This window comes from Desulfoconvexum algidum, from assembly GCF_055382125.1.
The window spans coordinates 6,392,272-6,409,503 of sequence record NZ_AP042394.1; the positions used below are offsets into that span (position 1 = coordinate 6,392,272).

A 17,232-nucleotide genomic window follows, 5' to 3' on the forward strand; every position below is an offset into this window, starting at 1 on the left:
ATTTAAACGATCCCTTGTTTGATGTTTCCTATATCCCTTTTTTATATTGAATGTTGCTTGTGGGATGAATCTTTTGTTGGAGTTGCTTTTGGAAATCAAAATTTCCCTGAAGAAAATTTTCAAACAGCCGTATTATGCCGGATTTATTCATCTCCTCGGATTTATCCATCTCCATTGTTGTTTGGGTTTTTATATCCCGTAAATCAATGAAAAAACGAGAAAAAATATCGGGTATATCCCCGACAATATCTGTATTCAAAAAATGATGATGATGATAAATACAAGGGTAATTCCCCTTTGTTTTTTCAATAAACAGGGGCTCTTTTTTTAAATTTGTAATGACTGAAGATTTTTGACAATCTTGAATACAGTCCTCATCCATTCTATCTTTTTCACACCCGATCACCTGGTGAAACAAACATTGCCGGCTCGATAACAGCAAAATCGGATGATAGATACGATAGTACAGGTTAAAATTTTCAGGCCGAACAATCCTTTTTATCTGATCTTTACTGATTTCATTTGAAATAAAAGAGCCATAACAATTAAACCGTTCTTTCAAACATAGGAGACCAAAGGAGTTCACCATATTAAGATAGGGTCCTGCTATCCAGGGGATTCCCCGTTTAAAGGCTTCATAGGCAATTGCGGTATTATCGGTCACAATGCGGCCTGGTTTCACCTGTTCAAGAAATTTTGTGGCAGCCCCATAGGTTTCTCCCATGAGAACCGAAGGGAACCAGGGCGTTAAGTGGGGATTGTCTAAAAAAAGAGAGATCAACCCGGAAATCTCATTTTTAAAACAATTGGGAAGTTGGAAAAAAAGTTTTGCACAGGTCCCAGTGCAAAGATGAATATCCTTGGGGGAAGAAATTAATATCCCAAGGGCAGGTTTCCTTTTTAGGGGAGGGGCTTTTTTTAAACGAGGAACCTCAATGGGGTCGTAAATTTCTTTTAAGCCCGTTAAGCAGGATAAACACTTTTTTTTTATGGCCCTAAGTTCTTTAAAGGATATAAAAAGATCCGGCCCAAGATTTTCCACATCCAGACGCTCAATATAATAGGCCGTATCATTTACCGCGCTGAGTCTGGCCAACAAAAAGTTGTGGGTTAGACTCGTTGCCCTGTTTTTTATAGTTACAAGATTTGTTTTTGAAAACAGAAGAAAGGAGGTGTCCGGTGTTTTTATTGAGATGGTTAAAGGGGTATCCACTTTCCCTGAAATGCTGATTGTTAATGGTATTTTAGCTAGTCTCAATTTTTTTATTTTCTGTTTAACCCGGGTTATAATGTCTTCTTTGTCTTGATAATATTCTATTTTGTCTTGTACCCTTTTTTGATCTTTGGAATTCTCATCAATGCCGACAAATTGTTTGATTGAATGATCCCGGGGATTATCAATAAACATCTGTTTATTGATATCTCCCTTTAAATAGCCGTTTGAAAAATCCCGGTTAAACACCTTATATAACTCACGAGTATCCGTGCTAAGCCTCTTGTGGGTATAAAACCGGTTAAGTTGTTTTTTCCAGCAATCGACCACCGTAAATACGTAATCAAACTTCTTTATTCGGCCTTCAATCTTAAGAGAGGCAACCCCTGCATCGGCAAGTTCCCTTAGATCAAAATAGGCTGAATTGTCCTTAAGGTTAAGGGGGAAATCTTTGCCCTGGGGCGTTGTGACATATCTATCGCGGCAGGGTTGACTGCAGCGGCCGCGATTACCGGAATTGCCGCCCTGGACAGAACTGAGATAACAGATACCGGAAAAACAAAGACAATAGGAGCCATGGACAAAGACTTCCGTTAACATATTCTTTTTATGCGCCGCCAGGGTTAGGGATCGTATCTGATCAATATTTAACTCCCTTGCAAGATTCACCCGGCTGGCCCCAAGCCTGCTTAAAAATTTTATCTGGCCTTCATTATGGGTATTTAACTGGGTAGAGGCATGTATCTCAAGGCGCTTAAAATAGGTTGATAACAGATAAAACAATCCCAAATCCTGAATAATGACCCCATCTATTCCGGTGTTAACCAGTTGATTGAGTAATTTTACAAGGGCCGGTATTTCACTTCCCACAAGGATGATATTAAGGGTCAAAAAAACCTTGCAGTCATGTCCATGGGCAAGATGTATAACCCCATTTAAATCTTCAAAAGAAATATTGGTTGCCCGGTTTCTCGCATTAAATCTATCCAGACCACAGTAAATAGCATCTGCCCCTGCCATAATGGCAGCTCGTATGGAATCAATATCACCACCCGGCGCCAATAATTCAATTCTTCTTTTCATGGGATCAATTGTAACATATAAAATGGGTTTTTAAATCAATCCGTTTAAACAACTATTGAAAATAGGAACTGCTATAATTCTAAATTTGGAATATTACTGAAAACCTTGGAAAGTTTCTCCAGGGATCGGTTTAAATTTTCAAGGTTAAAAACTTCCAGGGAAACCGTCCCTTCATAGGTGCTCAAAAGTTGAGTTGTAAGCATAAAAAGCTCATGGGGAAGCCTGTCCAGGCGGGTGTGGCCCTTGGGAATAGGGCCTGAAAAATCCACGCCGTGGAGATGAACAAGGGGTATTTTATCTTTGAAGCGTTCAAAGGTGGTTCTCAAATCATGGCCGTATTTAAAATGGTGGCCCGCATCAATGCACAGGGAAAGACCATAATCTTTTACCAGGCGGTAAAGATAGTCCGGGTCGTACCAAAGGGTTTCAAGGGAAACCAGGCCCGGATCGGGCAGCCTTGGCACCAGAAGCTCTAACCCCTTTCTCGCCCGTTTGTCCCAAAGAAAATCTTCCCGGGTGGCGGTTCCCCTGTCCATGGGCAAATGGAGGGTAAAGGTGGTGGGACTTAAAGGGGCAAACAATTCCACTACCGCAAGCAGGGTATCGGCGGCCTTTGCCCGCTGTGTCCCGGAGGGGTCTGTCAGGCTGATATCCGTGGGCAAATGAATATTATAGCTAAGACCTAAGGCTTGAGCCAATTGGCCCAGCTCCCTGACATCCGCCCGGGAGGGCAATACCCCCTTGGGCTGACTTTCAAATACCAGCAGCTCGATCTCGTCGAAAAAGGACCCTATTTTCCGGACATTGGGAAGGATGTGGTCCGGATAAATAAAGGAAGTGGTGGCCAGCCTGAAGGGTCGGTCAGGCCGGTCGGGCTGATCGGGCAATGGCAGCATCTTTTCTTTCATCTGTTTTCTCCCTTAAACAACTTTAAACAAACAGCAGGCTCACCCCGCAACCAGCCAGGGTTGCGAGCAGTGTGGCGAGCAGCATCAGTTCACAGGCCCGATCAATCCCCGTGATGTCAGGATCTGGAAATTTCCCGCCAATATAGGGTTTGTCCACTAGTTTTCCATGGTAAACATTGGGACCGCCCATGCGGATTCCCAGGGCCCCGGCAAAACAAGCTTCCGGGTACCCGGCATTGGGGCTTTTGTGCCGCCGGCCCTGGGCGATACCTGTTTTCAGGGCAGACAGCCCTCTTTGGGCAGACAATAAAAAAGCGGCAAGACCGATCACCAGAACCGAAAGCCTTGCCGGTATAAAATTGGCCAGGTCATCAATCCGTGCAGATGCCCGGCCAAACAAAAGATAAGTCTCATTTTTATACCCTACCATGGAATCCAGGGTATTGACCATTTTGTAGGCCATGGCACCGGGCACCCCGAACAGCAGGGCAAAAACCAGGGGAGACAAAAAACCATCCACAAAATTTTCCGCCACGGTTTCCACGGTGGCCCGGGTGACAGCGGCCTCGTCCAGATCCCGGGTATCACGCCCCACAATCATGGCAACTTTTTTCCGGGCGGTTCCAATATCATGGGCTTCAAGGGGGCAGGCCACCTCCCTTGCCGCATCAACCAGACTGGTTGCAGAAAAACAATAGAATAAAAGCAGCACCTGCACCCCGATCCCCAGCAGGGGGTGAATGAAAACCGCCAAGCATACCAGTCCAAAGGAGAGGGCCCAGGTGGAGATTATCAGAAACAAGGCAAATAAAAACCCTGAAAAAAACGGGTTTGAAACCCAACGCCGAAACCGGGGTTCAAACCAGGAGATGGCAGCCCCCATGCCCACAACCGGATGGGGCAGCCATCGGGGATCCCCCACAATAAAATCCAGGACAAAGGCGCCAAAAAGAACATACCAGTGAATCTCACACATGATCTGCCGTCCCAGGGGCCAGGTTCTTTTTAATACTGTCCGCTAGGGCCAGGTTGATATCTCTTGTCTTGAGGGAAAACCGCACAAACCGGTTACTAAGCCCATGAAAATTTCCGCAGTCCCGGATCAAAATTTTATCCCGGCCAATGGCCCGGCAAAAGTCAGAAGCTGTCATCCGGTCTAATTCCGCCAGTATAAAATAGGTAGGCGCATCAAAGAGGGAAATCCCCGAAATTCCCTGGAGGGCCTGGCTAAACACCTGCTTTTCCTCGTGTATATAAGCCCGGGTCCGTTGATAAAAGGATTCAATTGCTTGGGGGTGGGCAAAAATATCCGTGATCACTTCCTGGGCAAGGGAGTTGACACTCCAGGGCTGATAATGCCCCATTACCTTGTCTATCAAAGCGGTGCCCCCGCTTAAAAATCCCGTGCGAAGTCCGGGGATTTTAAATATTTTTGACATGGAAGACAAGACCAGCAGGTTGGGATAATGGGTGTCCTCCACAAAGGAAAGATTCCGGGCATCCTCCACAAAAGGCAGATAAGATTCATCCACCACAAAACAAGTGTTTGGGTGGCGTTTAATCAGATAGGCAATCTTGTCTTTGGGTGTCAAAACCCCCGTGGGATTGTTGGGGTTGCACAAAAAGACCAGGTCAGCTCCCTTTGCCATTCCAGAAACCTTGTCAATGTCCAGTTGGAAATTTTGCTCTTTTTTTGCCAGGCAATGGACAGGGTCTATCCCGTGCATGCGGCAGGCATCTCGATAATCTGAATAGGCGGGAGCTGCAATGACAGCCTTTTTAACGTATAGGGCCCTTGGAATGGTATAAATAAAAAAAGTGGTGCCGTTGCCGGCCATGACATTCTTGGGATCAATGTCATGGTAACGGGCAAACCCCCTGCACATGGACGCGGCATCCGGTTCGGGCAAAGAATGAATGGCCGACAGCCGTTCCCTGATAATGGCATGGATATTTTCCGGCGGTCCCAGGGGATTGAGATTGCAGCTCATGTCAATGATATCTTCAACACGGCAGCCTAGCTGCCCTGCAAGTTTGCTTTTATTGCCCCCATGTCCTTGGATCATCTTTGTTTCCTTTTAAAATAGGGAATCGGGCTACAAGACCAGAGCCGCACCAACGACCAAAAACAGAACGGCTTCCAACACCTCGTTCATGGCACCCAGCATATCCCCTGTGATACAATTAAGCTTTTTCTTATAAAAAAACAGTATTAAGGCTGTTCCAATGAAAAAAACCGTGTTCAACACCAGACCCTTAACCCCCAGAAACAAGGAGAAAAACAGGGGGATCAGGCAATAGGAGAAATCACGCAAACCAAGGGGCCGCCTAAAATGCTCCCTACCGGTTCCTTCCCCTTTTCTGCCGTACTTTAAGGCTTTGATGCCAATAATCATGGAAGCCCGTGAATAGGCCGGTACAATCAACAGCAAAAGAATAATTTGAACCGGAGTCCCATTTGTTTTGACGGACCAGATACCCGCTAATTTGACGGCCAGCCCGCAGACAACGGCCACAAGCCCCATCATACCGGTCCGGCTGTCTTTCATGATCTCGAGAGCTCGTTCCCGTGACCTGTGACTAAAAATACCGTCTGCCGTATCCCCCAGCCCATCCAGATGAAAGGCACCGGTGACCGCCACCAGGAAAATAAGGTCCAGCAAGGCTGCCACAGGGCTTGCCCAGAGTTGGGAGACCACAAGATCGAAAAGCACCAGCAAGGCACCAATGATCAGCCCCACCACCGGAAAAAACCGGATCATGCCCATGGGGGAATAGGCCACATTTTTGCCCGCAGGCAAAATAGTGATAAATAAAATGGCAGATCTTAAATCTGTTAAACTGCTGGTTTTCTCGTCCATTACTTTAGTTACCCATTATTTAATAGTCTGGTAAAAAACACCCCGGGCCTGCTGTCTTGCTTCAATACGCCCCTCGGCTTCAAGGGTTGCCAGAAGGGTGTCCATCTGATCCAGATTGACCGATAAAATAGCCGCCAGATCCTCCCGGGTGCAGGGTCTGCGGTGGATGGTTTCAAGAATGGCAGATGCCATGTCCCGGTGCTGCCCCTTGTTCTTTTTGTCCGTTGTCCGGGCAATGATCTGGATGATATCCAATCCCAAAATTTCTTTTACCCGGTCAAGTTGCGCAGGTGTTGCCGGTTGGATATGGGAAACTGTGCCCGGCCGGTCCAGGGTGTTTAGCTGAACCATTTCAGGATCAATGGACAAAATGACTGCTTTGAGCGCTTTGAGCTCCTGGGGGGTGTCATTGATCCCGGGCAGGATAAAAATTTCCAGCCATATTTTTCCGGTAAATTCTCTGGCAAAGGCTTGAATTCCTTGTATAATATCTTCCACCGACACCCCTTTAACCGGCCGGTTAATTCGGACAAATGCCGCCGTTGAGACCCCATCAAGGGAAGGGACCACCAGATCAGCCAGGGATAATTCCTGTCTGACGTCTGGATCCTTTAACAGGGTGGAGTTTGTCAGAACAGCCACCTTTACCCCGGGTTTTTGATCTTTTATATAGGCGATCACTCTCCCAAGTTCCAGGTTCAATGTGGGTTCACCCGAACCTGAAAGGGTTATATAATCTGGATCATCATTGTGTTCCCAATAGTGGTCCAATTCTGCCTTAACCGCCTCAAACGAGACATAGGCCCGTCGTTGAAGTGTCAAATTTGTTGTTTTTCCACACTCGCAATAGACACAGTCCAGACTGCAGATCTTATGGGTGACAAGGTCCACTCCAAGGGAGATGCCCAGGCGCCTAGAGGGAACTGGACCAAAAATATGGTGATAACTCATTTACACAAATTCCGGGTTAAATTTTAGGTTTGATCGGAACGTCAATACCCGCCACCGTCAGGATGACCTGGTCGGCCATTGCCGCTATTTTCTGGTTCACAAGCCCTGCAGTGTCCCGAAACTGCCTGGCAAGGGAATTGTCCGGCACAATTCCGTACCCCACTTCATTGGATACGAGGAAAACAGGACAACAACTTTTTTCCAGTGCTGCAGCCAAAAGAGTTGTGGCCTCCATGATCCGGGGTTCATCATATTCGGCAAACAAAAGATTGGAGATCCACAGGGTCAGGCAATCCACCAGAATCACATCTGCTGTTTTTGAAACCCTTTCAATGGCTTCATGAATTATGACGGGTTCTTCAATGGTCTGCCAGTCCTCACCCCGCTCCGCCTGGTGGGCAGCCACCCGCTTGTCCATTTCCGGATCCATGGGAACCGAGGTGGCCAAAAATACTTTTCGGCCACCTCCGGCCGGGTCAGCCTTGACCTGATTGCCTATAATTTGATCGGCGGCATCCAGGGCAAACCGGCTTTTGCCGCTTCTGCACCCGCCAATCACCAGGGTAATTTTTGCTTTATTTTCCAAAATCAGCCTCTTTTTTTTATCTGTACTCTCATATTTCAAGGACATAAACCATTAAAAGGTTGTTACGGGATTTTCTTCTCTCACTTTTCTAATTAGTTCTTCCATACTTTCTTTTTGTTTGTTCCCTGTGAGCGTCCTTTCCATTTCAGCCCTGGCGTCGGCAAAAGATTTGGTCCCGGCTGCTTTTTTATCATCTACCTTGATAAGATGATACCCAAATTGAGTTTTCACAGGATCGCTTATCTCATCTATTCCCAAGCTGAACGCTGAGTTGGCAAATTCGGGCACCATTTGTTTCTTTTCAAACCAGCCCAGGTCCCCGCCTTTTGTGGCGCTGGGCCCAATTGAGAGCTCTTTGGCAACATCTTCAAAGGATTCGCCTTTTAGAATACGCGCTTTAGCGGCCACGGCATCCTCTTGGGTTTTGAAAAGAATATGTTTTGCCTTGACTTGTTCCTTTTGAACAAACATGGCTTTATTTTTATCATAATAGGTTTTCAGCTCATCTTCGGTCACATCAATCTTTTTAAAGACATCGGCTAGGTATTGTCCGACCATTAGACGTTGTTTGGCCGTCTCCAATTGTTTTAACACCAGGGCATTGGTGTCATAATTTTCGCTTCTGGCCTGGAGATAAATGAGTTTTTCCTGAACAAGCTGTTCCACCAGCATTTTCCGGCCCGCCTCCGAGGCGTAGGAGGCTTTGTACTGGGGTGGAAGTTGTTTTAATCTTGTGTCAACATCTTTATCCGTAATCTCAAGGGTGCCTACTTTTGCCACAATCTTTGCATTTGCCGCCGGCAGCATCATTAAACTGATCAGGATAATCAATACTATTTTTTTCATAAATATAACTCCTTTTAGACAGAATCAACCGATTCCAGCCTCCATCATCTGTGGTTAAAAATGGGGCAGTATATAATCCCATAGACAAAAAGTCCCGGAAAATATTTCCTTTCCAAAATTTTGAATGACGGATCTGATTGCATGATATCAGCCAAGTTTTTGCAGTTGGTCTAAAATTCTATTCGCTTTTGCCTTTCCTGAATCGGAGAACCAAAGTTCTAATCCTCTTCAGCATCCGGTTCTTTCGCTATTTTCTTTATCAATTTATCACCGTAAATACCGGGGGTGGACCCCTCTATTTTTATCGCCCCGATGGTCTTGGCATAGTAGTCAGCAGGGCCTGTTCCGCCGACAATGGCATAGGCATATCCGTTGGCCGCCATTGAGTGAAGACAGGACAATAACAAGGCCTTGCCGATTCCATGGCACCGTTTTTCCTTGGTAACACCGGTGGGGCCAAAAAAATTCTTGCAGGCACTGTCATAACAGGCAAAGCCCAGAATTTCCCCCGCTTCGGTGGCAATGAAGCAGGAAACCGGATGATGGCTGAAAGCAACCTCACATTCACTTGCCCAGCCATCACTGAACAAGTCCCCTACCCACTGAACAACTATATATTTCTCGCAGGCTCTGGCCCTGCGGATTAGAATCTTTTCTCCAAGCCCCTTTAACACAGGGGCAACCTCTGGAATATCGTATAATCTGACCAGCATATCCGCCATATGGTGTTTCCCCTTGGCACGTATAAAAACCAACCATAACCCCCTGGAGCGTGCCCGTCAAAATATTTATGAGTCCCTTTTAATATTGCTTGGCTTCCTGCTTGGTGATGGTCCGGTATTCTATCCCTGTTTTTTCAAGTTCTTCATTTTTTAACACCACCACCACCTGTCTGTTGCCCATACGGACGGTTTTGGTTTTTTCAGATCCAATGGAAACAGACATATCTGTGGAGAGTGCGACTCCTGACCTGGTGACCAATTGGTCGATAAAAGGGAAGTCACAAAGCGTGTCAACACGAACAATACTGCCGGGCCGCCCCAGGTGATACCACCCCCGATACCTTCCGTCATTACCGGAAAGCCTTAAGCCAACCCCGGCAATGGCACCAACAACCCCGTCTCCAGTTCCCCCGTGTTCTGACAGATGGATCTTGGTTTTCCGGGCAAGGTCATAGGCTGCAGCCTTGGAAGTCACTGCCTGTTTGGCCATTTTCCCGAAGGCAATCAGCTCTTTTTGGGCAAGGGCCTTGTCCAGTTTTGCCACACATAGTCCGGGATCTGACCCTTTTTGAGACCGGGTTTCAAGAAAATTGGCCATATAGGAAATAATGGATTCCATGGTCTGGTTTTCCAGGTCTATTTCAAAACACATGGACGAATTGTGGGAGGTATAGGGGATATCCTCATGGACAAACAGCTGGTGACGGCTTATGCTAGAACAGGTTCCCCATCCAAGGGTTTCAATCTGTTCACACAGCTCCTGGACCAGCCACCCCGTTCCCTTAGTCCCGGGCATATCGGTATCATCTATGCAGATCAGGTATTTCATAATCATTTCCTTTTCTTTTCTTTTATATTTAATAGTTTGCCTTTGGTTTATGGCGTCATGCGAGCTCAAACAGGATATCGATCCTTAGCGTTACAGGCGTCTTGAAAATAAAACTCGGCGGCCTTGGAAAGGGCGCCGACCTTTGAATGGCCTCAATTGCCGCCTCATCCAGTCGTTTGTGCCGGGAACTTTTAAGAATTTTTATATCTGTGAGGGTTCCGTCGGCTGACAACACAAATTGAACTTTGACCCGTCCCTCAATGTGGTTCGATCTGGCGGATTCAGGATATCGCTTAAAACTATATATCCGCAAATGAAGCATTTCAAAATAATCTTTGGCATTGATAAATTCAACCGGGGCTTCATGGACCTGAACATTGGCCACACCATTGGCAATGGTCAACCCGGGCACAGAGAATCCTGCAACATCCATGGAGCCCGGCAATTGAGGAAGATCGATCCTAAATTTTTTTTGTAGTTTGGGGTCTTCCATTGCCGTCACCTGAATGTTGGGAATATGAACCTTTTTCACCTGAACCGTTTTTATTGCTGCTGCCTTGGGGGCTTGCTCCCGACGCCTGGGTCTGGGAATTTTTCGGACATCGGGTTTGTCCAGCGGGTGCATGGACAATTCAATATAAGAAATTGCCCGGCTCTCATAAATACCTGCCGCATGCAAAAAAACGAGGAGATGGACAACCAGGGAGATGAGGATAAATCCCCAGAGAAGAAAATTGGGTCGTTTGCCCGTTTTTTCCATGACAGGGTTACAGCCCTTTTTCCGTTGCCAGACAAAGTTTGGAAGCGCCTGCGGCCTTGGCAATGTCCATCACCCGGACCGCTTTGTTCAACACCACGGTTCGATCGGCCTTTACCACCACCAGCCGGTCTGTTTCATTGTTGATCATCTGTTTAATCTTGGTGTACAGCTGGTCAATGGGAATCTGGGCATTTGCAATATAGGTAGCCCCCTCTTTGTCCACAAAAATGGTGATTTCCTGCTTTACCTGGGGAGCAGATGCCTTGGCATTGGGAAGCTTGATCTTGATTCCCTCTTCCACAATAAAATTGGTGGTCAGCATAAAATAGATCAGCAGCAAAAAGACAATATCAATCAGGGAGGTCAGCGGGGCCTGGATCTGGTATGGATTCTTTTTTTGTTTAAATTCCAGCATATCAAGCCCTTTTGGCAATGGCCTTTAAAAAAGCAACAGATCCGTCCCGGAGCCTGGCCTCATAGGTTTCCACCTTGGCCAGAAGATAACTATGGGCCACCATGGTGGGCAGGGCCACAACAAGCCCCAGGGCCGTGGTCAGCATGGCTTCCCATATGCCGCCGGCAAGAACAGCCGCATTAACCTTGCCCCCCATCTGCTGGATCACCATAAAGGCCTTTATCATCCCGAGAATGGTGCCCAAAAGTCCCAGTAAGGGGGCAATATTTCCAATGGTGGCAAGGGTTTGAAGATAGGCGGACAACTCCCTGACTTCCGTTTCAACGGCATTGACAATAACCGATTCCAACATCCGACTTTTCAAGTCTTTGGCCCCGATGGCCTTGGTCAAAACCCTGCCCATGGGAGAATTGCTTTTTTGGGAAAGCGCCAGAGCCGCCTGGGTGTCCCCGGCGGCCATGAGACTTGCCACTTTATTTTCAATATCCTTTCCCCGGCTTCGGTTGATAGCATATCGAATGATCCGTTCAAAAAAAATCCCAAACACCAGGACAGAACAAAATACAATGGGAATCACCAGCATCCCGCCCTTTGATAAAATTTCCAGCATAACGCCTCCGGCTGATCAGCTTCCTGTTTCAGTTGGTTCATTCATATCGGTAAAATCAGGCACCCCGTCAAAATCAAGATCCTTCTCCCGTTTCACGATGGCCTGGGTATCATCATATTCTTCCCACAGATCCGGCTTACCATCCCCGTTGGTATCTTCTCGCACCAGCTCTAAGACTCCGTTTTCATAAAGGTACCAGGTATCGACTTTTCCGTCGCCATTCTTGTCCTCTTCCCCCCGGACAGGAATTTCTTTGGTGTCATAAAACCAGGTGAGACGGGTCTTTTCCTGACTTTTTTCTTCTATTTTTTCCAGCAGTCCGGCCTGATTGTAGTGCTCCACACAATCCACAAGACCATCAGAATTTTCATCTCGTTCTTTTTTTCTTAAAACCGTTTCCACATAAAAGGATCGAAGATCACAAATTTTGTCGGCATTGATATCCTGGTCCAGGATCATTGACCAGGCAGGATCATCATAGGTCTGGGTGATTTCAAAATATCCGTCAGAATCCCCATCCTTGACCAGAAACCGCTTGACCCCGTTCTTGTAAAAAACTTTCAAATCCACCTGGCCATCCTTGTTTTCATCTCGCTCGACCCGGGAAAGTTTGTTGTCTTGATAAAACTGCCAGACATCCTTTTTGCCGTCAAAATCCGAATCGCTGACCAGTTGTTTCTTTTCTTCTCGTTCATCAAAGGTGACTTGTGTATCAACCTTGCCGTCCTGATTTTTATCGATGAGATTTTTAACCATTTTATCATTTTTAATGGTGGAAACTGTTTCAAAAAAACCGTTCCCGTCATTGTCCGATTCAATCCGACAAAGGTTTCCAGCCGTGTAGAACCGTATCCGGTCAATCTTTGCATCTTCCCTGGTTGCTTCCCTGACCTTTGCAAGCTGGCCTTTTTCATCAAAGGAGGCAAAATAATCCGGTGCACCGTCAAAATTGGTGTCTTTTTCCTGGCTCACCATCCGGCTGTTTGAAAAGCTTGTCACCACATCAAAGCGTCCGTCAAAATTGGTGTCTTTTTTTTGCTCCCGGGGAAGACCTTGTGCAAACACGGTTATGGTATCGGGCGTTCCATCTTCGTTGTTGTCCCTTTCCTGGCGCTTGATCTCTCCGCGTTCATAAAACCCGATGCTCTTGTATTTTCCCTTCCCATAGGGATCTTTAGACATCTGTTTCAGGTCCCCCCTGGCATCAAAGATCAAAATTTTGTCCATGACGCCATCCTCATCTTCATCCTGTTTTTGCAGGGTGGGCAGCTGATTTTCAAACGAGGTCCAGACATTCACCCGGTCATTGTCATTGGTATCCCGGGTGGAAGAGACCAGAAAGCCATTGGTAAAATGATAATGAATATCAAAGTGGCGGTTGTGGGTGGTGTCCTTTTTCATCAGATAAATCTGTTCATTCTCATCAAATAAAGAGGCCTGAACCAGATTCCCGTCCGGGTCCAGCCTCTCCTGAAGGGTTCTTTTCTCGTTTTTGAAACGATCGATGGTGTCGATCTTTTTATCCCCAACCGTGTCCCTTTCAACCCCCACCAACTTGCCGGCTTCATAAAATTGTTTTTTTTCAGCAACCCCGTCATGGTCAGCATCGGTCTCAACCCGCAATATGATCCCGGCATCACTGTAAATGAGCACCTGGTCGATCTGTCCGTTTTCATCCAGATCCTTTTCAATCCGTTTGTCCGCCAGAGCGATTGCCGTAAATGAAAAAAAAATCGCCACAAGGCAAAAAATTTTAGACCATTCCCCCATCCCTTTTCGAATATCCATGCTATCCCCATGTGTCATTTTCATATCAAACAACCAAATATTATTTCTGGTTATTTTTGTCAAGCAGGCTTACGTTCACTTCTCCAGACAGACAAAAAACAACTCCTTATTACCATGAAAGTGATAATTATCCAATAGTGCTCCTGGAAGAATCATATTACAGGAAAACCTCCAAGGGTTGATTGGGTGATCTACTCCAAGTTCATAGGAACATGATGTTGTTTTTGGTAGCTATTGGTAGCTTTAATAATTTTTAATAAATATTTTTAACAAATGTTGACAAATAGCTACAAGATAACTATACCGGGCATATTTCGTGTTGAAATTGGGTGTTAATTGCGTGCTTTTAAGGAGGAGACTATGAAATTTGTTACCCGGGTATTACTTTATTTAATTTTTTTAATGGCAATACCTGCCGGCCTTGTGCTGGCAGAAGATCAACAAAAAACAGCGACAGCTGTACAAGAGGAGAGCCAGGTATTTGACCTGGGCCAGGTAATGGTGGTGGGAAAATCAGGCAAAGCCGATAAAATCACCACCACCGATGTGGTCACCATGGAGGACATCAAAATGCAGGGGGCCCAGTCAGCGGCCCAGGCCCTGGAAATGGTCCCGGGCGTGGATGTCCAAAACGGTAAAAAAGGCCAGGCAAGCCTGACACTTCGGGGATTTGATCAAAAGGATGTAAAAGTTCTGATTGACGGCGTTCCCGCCCATGTCTCCTATAACGGGTCCCTGGATTTAAGCCAGATTCCCGTGGATACCATTGCCAAAATAGAAGTCGTTAAAGGGGCATCTTCCGTATTATACGGATCGAACACCATGGGCGGGGTCATCAATATCATTACCAAAAAAGGCGGTAACGAACCTTATACCAATGTGACAACCTCCTTTGGAGAAAACAATACCCAGAACTATATATTGAACCATGGATCCTCGGTTGGAAATTTCAATTATTGGGTATCCGGCAGCCTTCGGAAATCCGACGGATTTGAACTGTCCGATGATTTTGATCCCAGCAACGACAGAACCGGGCTGGGGACAGAATACAATGAAGACGGGGGTACCCGGGATTTAAGTTATTATGAGGATCATACCCTTAACGCAAAAATCGGGTATGAATATGACAGCACCTCCAAGCTCTACCTTTCCTTTGACTACCATGACAATGAGAAAGGCCAACCCACTGATTCCTCTCGATACTGGGCATTTGACGAATGGAAACAATGGCATTTAAATCTGGTGGGGGAACATGATTTCACCGATATCCTGACCATGAAATCCAGGATCTATTATGTGGATCACAACGATACCATCAAGGATGTAAGCTGGGATGACGATCACACCACTTCCAAAAAATGGTTCCAGGAAAGCTCCTATGACGACTATACCCTGGGAGGCGAAATCCAGGCATACCTGGATTTCGGTGACGCCAGCCTGGTTAAAATGGGAATCTCTTATATGAAGGACAACCATATTTCCCAGGATTATTATGATGCCACCACCCTGAGCGTTATCAAAGGCTGGGCAGATGAGGGACTTCAGCCCGAAGAAGAGTATGAAACCGATATTTACTCCTATGGCATTGAAGATGAAATAAAACTCTTTGAAAAACTCATCCTCAAGGCAGGCGTCAGCTATGATGTCCATGATCCAATTAAAAACTATGACGGGTATGTCCGGGGTAAATCAGACTCCTGGAACCCCCAGGCAGGCCTTGCCTATGATGTGACCAAAGATTTCAATCTCTATGCATCCGTAGGCAAAAAGACAAGATTCCCCACAATGCAGGAGCTGTACTCTGATCTTTCCGGCGGAAACGACAGCCTCAAGCCCCAGCAAACCATTGCCTATGAAATCGGCGGGGAGAAACAATTTGGCGACATGGTTACCTTTTCCGGGGCTGTTTTTTACAATGACATAGAAGACAGAATTATAGAAGACGCTGACGATGAAAACATAAATGCAGGGGAAACAACCATCAAGGGCGTTGAAGCCACACTCCGTATCAAGACCCCCTGGCGGCTGGATATCGGCCTGGGATATACCTATCTCTCGTCAAAGGAAAAACAAGACAGCACCAGCCCGGAAACAGATGCGGAATACCTCCCCGACCACAAGGCAACCCTGGATATTCGATATGCCTTTGACTTTGGATTGTCCGCTTCCTTCCAGACCATCTACACCGGAGAGCAGATCGAATATGACGATGACACTGCCTATAAAATAGATGATTTCATCCTGTGCCATTTTAAACTGAACCAGGAATTCTCATTAACCCCCAAATTATCCACCGATCTTTTCATTGAAGTCAAAAACCTCTTTGATGAAAATTACGAGGAAGGCCATGGCCCGACGCCGGGCAGAAGCTTTCTGGCAGGGATGTCCTTCACCTTTTAATCCATATCCAAAAAACCTTGGGACCCTAAAATCAAAAAACAATTGATTTTAGGGTCCCAGATTTTAAAAGCGCTTACCCAATATGACAAAAAAAAGAATCTTCTGGCTGGTTTTATCTGCTTTTTTTCTGCTCCTTCTTTCCCAGCTCTATTTTACCCCCGAAAAAACGAAAAGAATTGCCGGGAAGGCCTCCCGCATCATAACGGACATGAAGGGCCGAAGCTTTAACGTGGCCGACCCCATAGACCGCATTGCCCTGCTGGGGGGACCCACGGGCCAGGTAGCCTTTATACTGGGGGTTCAGGACAGGCTTTGTGCCGTGACCAACACGCTTAAAATGTCAAAACTGGTCCAGGAAATGTACCCAAAAATCCAGCATCTTCCCGGCCCCCGGACTACTTCGGGCAGCATTAATGTGGAAGAACTGATCCAGTCAAACCCGGACATCGCCATTGCCGGGGACCTGGACGGCCGGATCGTCCTTGATAAAACCCGCATTCCCGTGGCATTTCTGGAAGACAGCATGGGGGACGGGATTGCGGATATGAAACGAGAAATCCGGTTTTACGGCTATGTTTTCAATACCCCGGAAAGGGCCGAACGTTATGTTGCCTTTCTGGAACGGATCATCACCCTTGTGACCGAAAGAACCAGGGATATCCCGGCCTCCCAGCGCAAACGCGTGTTTCAGGGCTACAGCCCCAGCCATTTGGTGACCCTGGGGGGAGACACCTTTATGCAGGAACGCATCGAATTGGCCGGATGCCTGAATGCCGCCAAGAGCGTTATCACCATCGGCAAACGGGCTGGGCTCCATGCGGGCCTGGGAGAAATCTCCATGGAGCAGGTGCTGGACTGGAACCCGGACATTCTGGTGATCAATTATGGAAAGCCGAAAGAATTCATCAACGATCCCCAATGGCACCATATCCGGGCAGTTCAAAATAATCATATCTATGCCCAGCCGGCCGGGGTGTTTATTTTTAACCGCCCCACCATGGAATCGGCGGTGATTTTTCCCCTATGGTTGGCCAGCATTGCCTATCCTGAACGGTTTAAAGACGTCTGTGTACCGGACCTGGTCAAAAAATTTTACACCGAAATCTTCCAATTTGATCTGAGTGATCAGCAGACCCATGATATTTTAAGGGGAACCTATGAGTTTAAAATGATGAAGGGGATTAAAAATAAAGGATAACAGCCCAAAACCCGTCAAAAAATTCTCCGCTCCGGCACCGGAAACCTGGATTACCCTCTTTA

Annotated in this window: 16 protein-coding genes; 2 read left to right on the forward strand and 14 right to left on the reverse strand. The window is 46.6% G+C overall.

The annotated features are described in order from the left end of the window. Positions 1-28: 28 nt before the first annotated feature. The 14 genes from ACZ45G_RS28745 to ACZ45G_RS28810 form a co-directional block, all read right to left on the reverse strand. Entirely contained in the window at positions 29-2,296 is a 2,268-nt protein-coding gene (locus tag ACZ45G_RS28745; RefSeq protein WP_464174028.1) for a peptidase U32 family protein, read from the reverse strand. Positions 2,297-2,367: 71 nt separating this feature from the next. Next, the gene (gene cbiR, locus ACZ45G_RS28750) at positions 2,368-3,204 is read right to left on the reverse strand and encodes a cobamide remodeling phosphodiesterase CbiR (protein ID WP_464174029.1); all 837 of its coding nucleotides are present in this window, start codon (positions 3,202-3,204) and stop codon (positions 2,368-2,370) included. 22 nt (positions 3,205-3,226) lie between these two features. Beyond that, a complete protein-coding gene (cbiB, locus tag ACZ45G_RS28755; RefSeq protein WP_464174031.1) occupies positions 3,227-4,180 on the reverse strand; it encodes an adenosylcobinamide-phosphate synthase CbiB in 954 nt (317 codons plus the stop codon). Beyond that, positions 4,173-5,270: a threonine-phosphate decarboxylase gene (locus tag ACZ45G_RS28760; RefSeq protein WP_464174032.1), complete on the reverse strand. Its 1,098-nt coding sequence runs from the start codon at positions 5,268-5,270 to the stop codon at positions 4,173-4,175. The genes cbiB and ACZ45G_RS28760 overlap by 8 nt, the downstream gene beginning before the upstream one ends. 30 nt (positions 5,271-5,300) lie before the next feature. After that, positions 5,301-6,065, reverse strand: a complete 765-nt coding sequence (gene cobS / locus ACZ45G_RS28765) for an adenosylcobinamide-GDP ribazoletransferase (protein ID WP_464174033.1) — start codon at positions 6,063-6,065, stop codon at positions 5,301-5,303. A gap of 15 nt (positions 6,066-6,080) precedes the next feature. Beyond that, on the reverse strand, positions 6,081-7,016 hold the full coding sequence (locus tag ACZ45G_RS28770; RefSeq protein ID WP_464174034.1) for a radical SAM protein: 936 nt from the start codon (positions 7,014-7,016) through the stop codon (positions 6,081-6,083). Between the two features lie 16 nt (positions 7,017-7,032). Beyond that, on the reverse strand, positions 7,033-7,602 hold the full coding sequence (gene cobU, locus ACZ45G_RS28775) for a bifunctional adenosylcobinamide kinase/adenosylcobinamide-phosphate guanylyltransferase (RefSeq protein ID WP_464174035.1): 570 nt from the start codon (positions 7,600-7,602) through the stop codon (positions 7,033-7,035). 51 nt (positions 7,603-7,653) lie between these two features. Then, positions 7,654-8,448, reverse strand: coding sequence for a peptidylprolyl isomerase (locus ACZ45G_RS28780; protein WP_464174037.1), 795 nt, complete (start codon positions 8,446-8,448; stop codon positions 7,654-7,656). Between the two features lie 218 nt (positions 8,449-8,666). Further along, on the reverse strand, positions 8,667-9,203 hold the full coding sequence (locus ACZ45G_RS28785) for a GNAT family N-acetyltransferase (RefSeq protein ID WP_464174038.1): 537 nt from the start codon (positions 9,201-9,203) through the stop codon (positions 8,667-8,669). Between the two features lie 46 nt (positions 9,204-9,249). Then, the gene (locus ACZ45G_RS28790) at positions 9,250-9,999 is read right to left on the reverse strand and encodes a hypothetical protein (protein WP_464174039.1); all 750 of its coding nucleotides are present in this window, start codon (positions 9,997-9,999) and stop codon (positions 9,250-9,252) included. A 55-nt stretch (positions 10,000-10,054) separates the two neighbouring features. Next, a complete protein-coding gene (locus ACZ45G_RS28795; protein ID WP_464174040.1) occupies positions 10,055-10,759 on the reverse strand; it encodes an energy transducer TonB in 705 nt (234 codons plus the stop codon). A gap of 7 nt (positions 10,760-10,766) precedes the next feature. Further along, positions 10,767-11,174 (reverse strand): ExbD/TolR family protein, encoded by a 408-nt coding sequence (locus tag ACZ45G_RS28800; RefSeq protein WP_464174041.1) that lies wholly within the window; start codon positions 11,172-11,174, stop codon positions 10,767-10,769. Position 11,175: 1 nt separating this feature from the next. Next, complete coding sequence (locus ACZ45G_RS28805) at positions 11,176-11,784, reverse strand: MotA/TolQ/ExbB proton channel family protein (RefSeq protein ID WP_464174042.1); 609 nt, start codon at positions 11,782-11,784, stop codon at positions 11,176-11,178. Between the two features lie 15 nt (positions 11,785-11,799). Then, the gene (locus ACZ45G_RS28810) at positions 11,800-13,572 is read right to left on the reverse strand and encodes a hypothetical protein (protein WP_464174043.1); all 1,773 of its coding nucleotides are present in this window, start codon (positions 13,570-13,572) and stop codon (positions 11,800-11,802) included. A gap of 360 nt (positions 13,573-13,932) precedes the next feature. On the opposite strand from ACZ45G_RS28810, the gene ACZ45G_RS28815 reads away from it, so the two are divergent. Then, a complete protein-coding gene (locus ACZ45G_RS28815) occupies positions 13,933-15,972 on the forward strand; it encodes a TonB-dependent receptor plug domain-containing protein (protein ID WP_464174044.1) in 2,040 nt (679 codons plus the stop codon). A gap of 82 nt (positions 15,973-16,054) precedes the next feature. After that, on the forward strand, positions 16,055-17,170 hold the full coding sequence (locus ACZ45G_RS28820; protein ID WP_464174045.1) for an ABC transporter substrate-binding protein: 1,116 nt from the start codon (positions 16,055-16,057) through the stop codon (positions 17,168-17,170). Positions 17,171-17,232 lie beyond the last annotated feature (62 nt).

Excerpts from the sequence above, each read along its gene's own strand:
- ACZ45G_RS28745 (WP_464174028.1), bottom strand. The coding sequence starts at position 2,296 with ATGAAAAGAAGAATTGAATTATTGGCGCCGGGTGGTGATATTGATTCC.
- cbiR (WP_464174029.1), bottom strand. The coding sequence starts at position 3,204 with ATGAAAGAAAAGATGCTGCCATTGCCCGATCAGCCCGACCGGCCTGAC.
- cbiB (WP_464174031.1), bottom strand. The coding sequence starts at position 4,180 with ATGTGTGAGATTCACTGGTATGTTCTTTTTGGCGCCTTTGTCCTGGAT.
- ACZ45G_RS28760 (WP_464174032.1), bottom strand. The coding sequence starts at position 5,270 with ATGATCCAAGGACATGGGGGCAATAAAAGCAAACTTGCAGGGCAGCTA.
- cobS (WP_464174033.1), bottom strand. The coding sequence starts at position 6,065 with ATGGACGAGAAAACCAGCAGTTTAACAGATTTAAGATCTGCCATTTTA.
- ACZ45G_RS28770 (WP_464174034.1), bottom strand. The coding sequence starts at position 7,016 with ATGAGTTATCACCATATTTTTGGTCCAGTTCCCTCTAGGCGCCTGGGC.
- ACZ45G_RS28780 (WP_464174037.1), bottom strand. The coding sequence starts at position 8,448 with ATGAAAAAAATAGTATTGATTATCCTGATCAGTTTAATGATGCTGCCG.
- ACZ45G_RS28790 (WP_464174039.1), bottom strand. The coding sequence starts at position 9,999 with ATGAAATACCTGATCTGCATAGATGATACCGATATGCCCGGGACTAAG.
- ACZ45G_RS28795 (WP_464174040.1), bottom strand. The coding sequence starts at position 10,759 with ATGGAAAAAACGGGCAAACGACCCAATTTTCTTCTCTGGGGATTTATC.
- ACZ45G_RS28800 (WP_464174041.1), bottom strand. The coding sequence starts at position 11,174 with ATGCTGGAATTTAAACAAAAAAAGAATCCATACCAGATCCAGGCCCCG.
- ACZ45G_RS28805 (WP_464174042.1), bottom strand. The coding sequence starts at position 11,784 with ATGCTGGAAATTTTATCAAAGGGCGGGATGCTGGTGATTCCCATTGTA.
- ACZ45G_RS28810 (WP_464174043.1), bottom strand. The coding sequence starts at position 13,572 with ATGGATATTCGAAAAGGGATGGGGGAATGGTCTAAAATTTTTTGCCTT.
- ACZ45G_RS28815 (WP_464174044.1), top strand. The coding sequence starts at position 13,933 with ATGAAATTTGTTACCCGGGTATTACTTTATTTAATTTTTTTAATGGCA.
- ACZ45G_RS28820 (WP_464174045.1), top strand. The coding sequence starts at position 16,055 with ATGACAAAAAAAAGAATCTTCTGGCTGGTTTTATCTGCTTTTTTTCTG.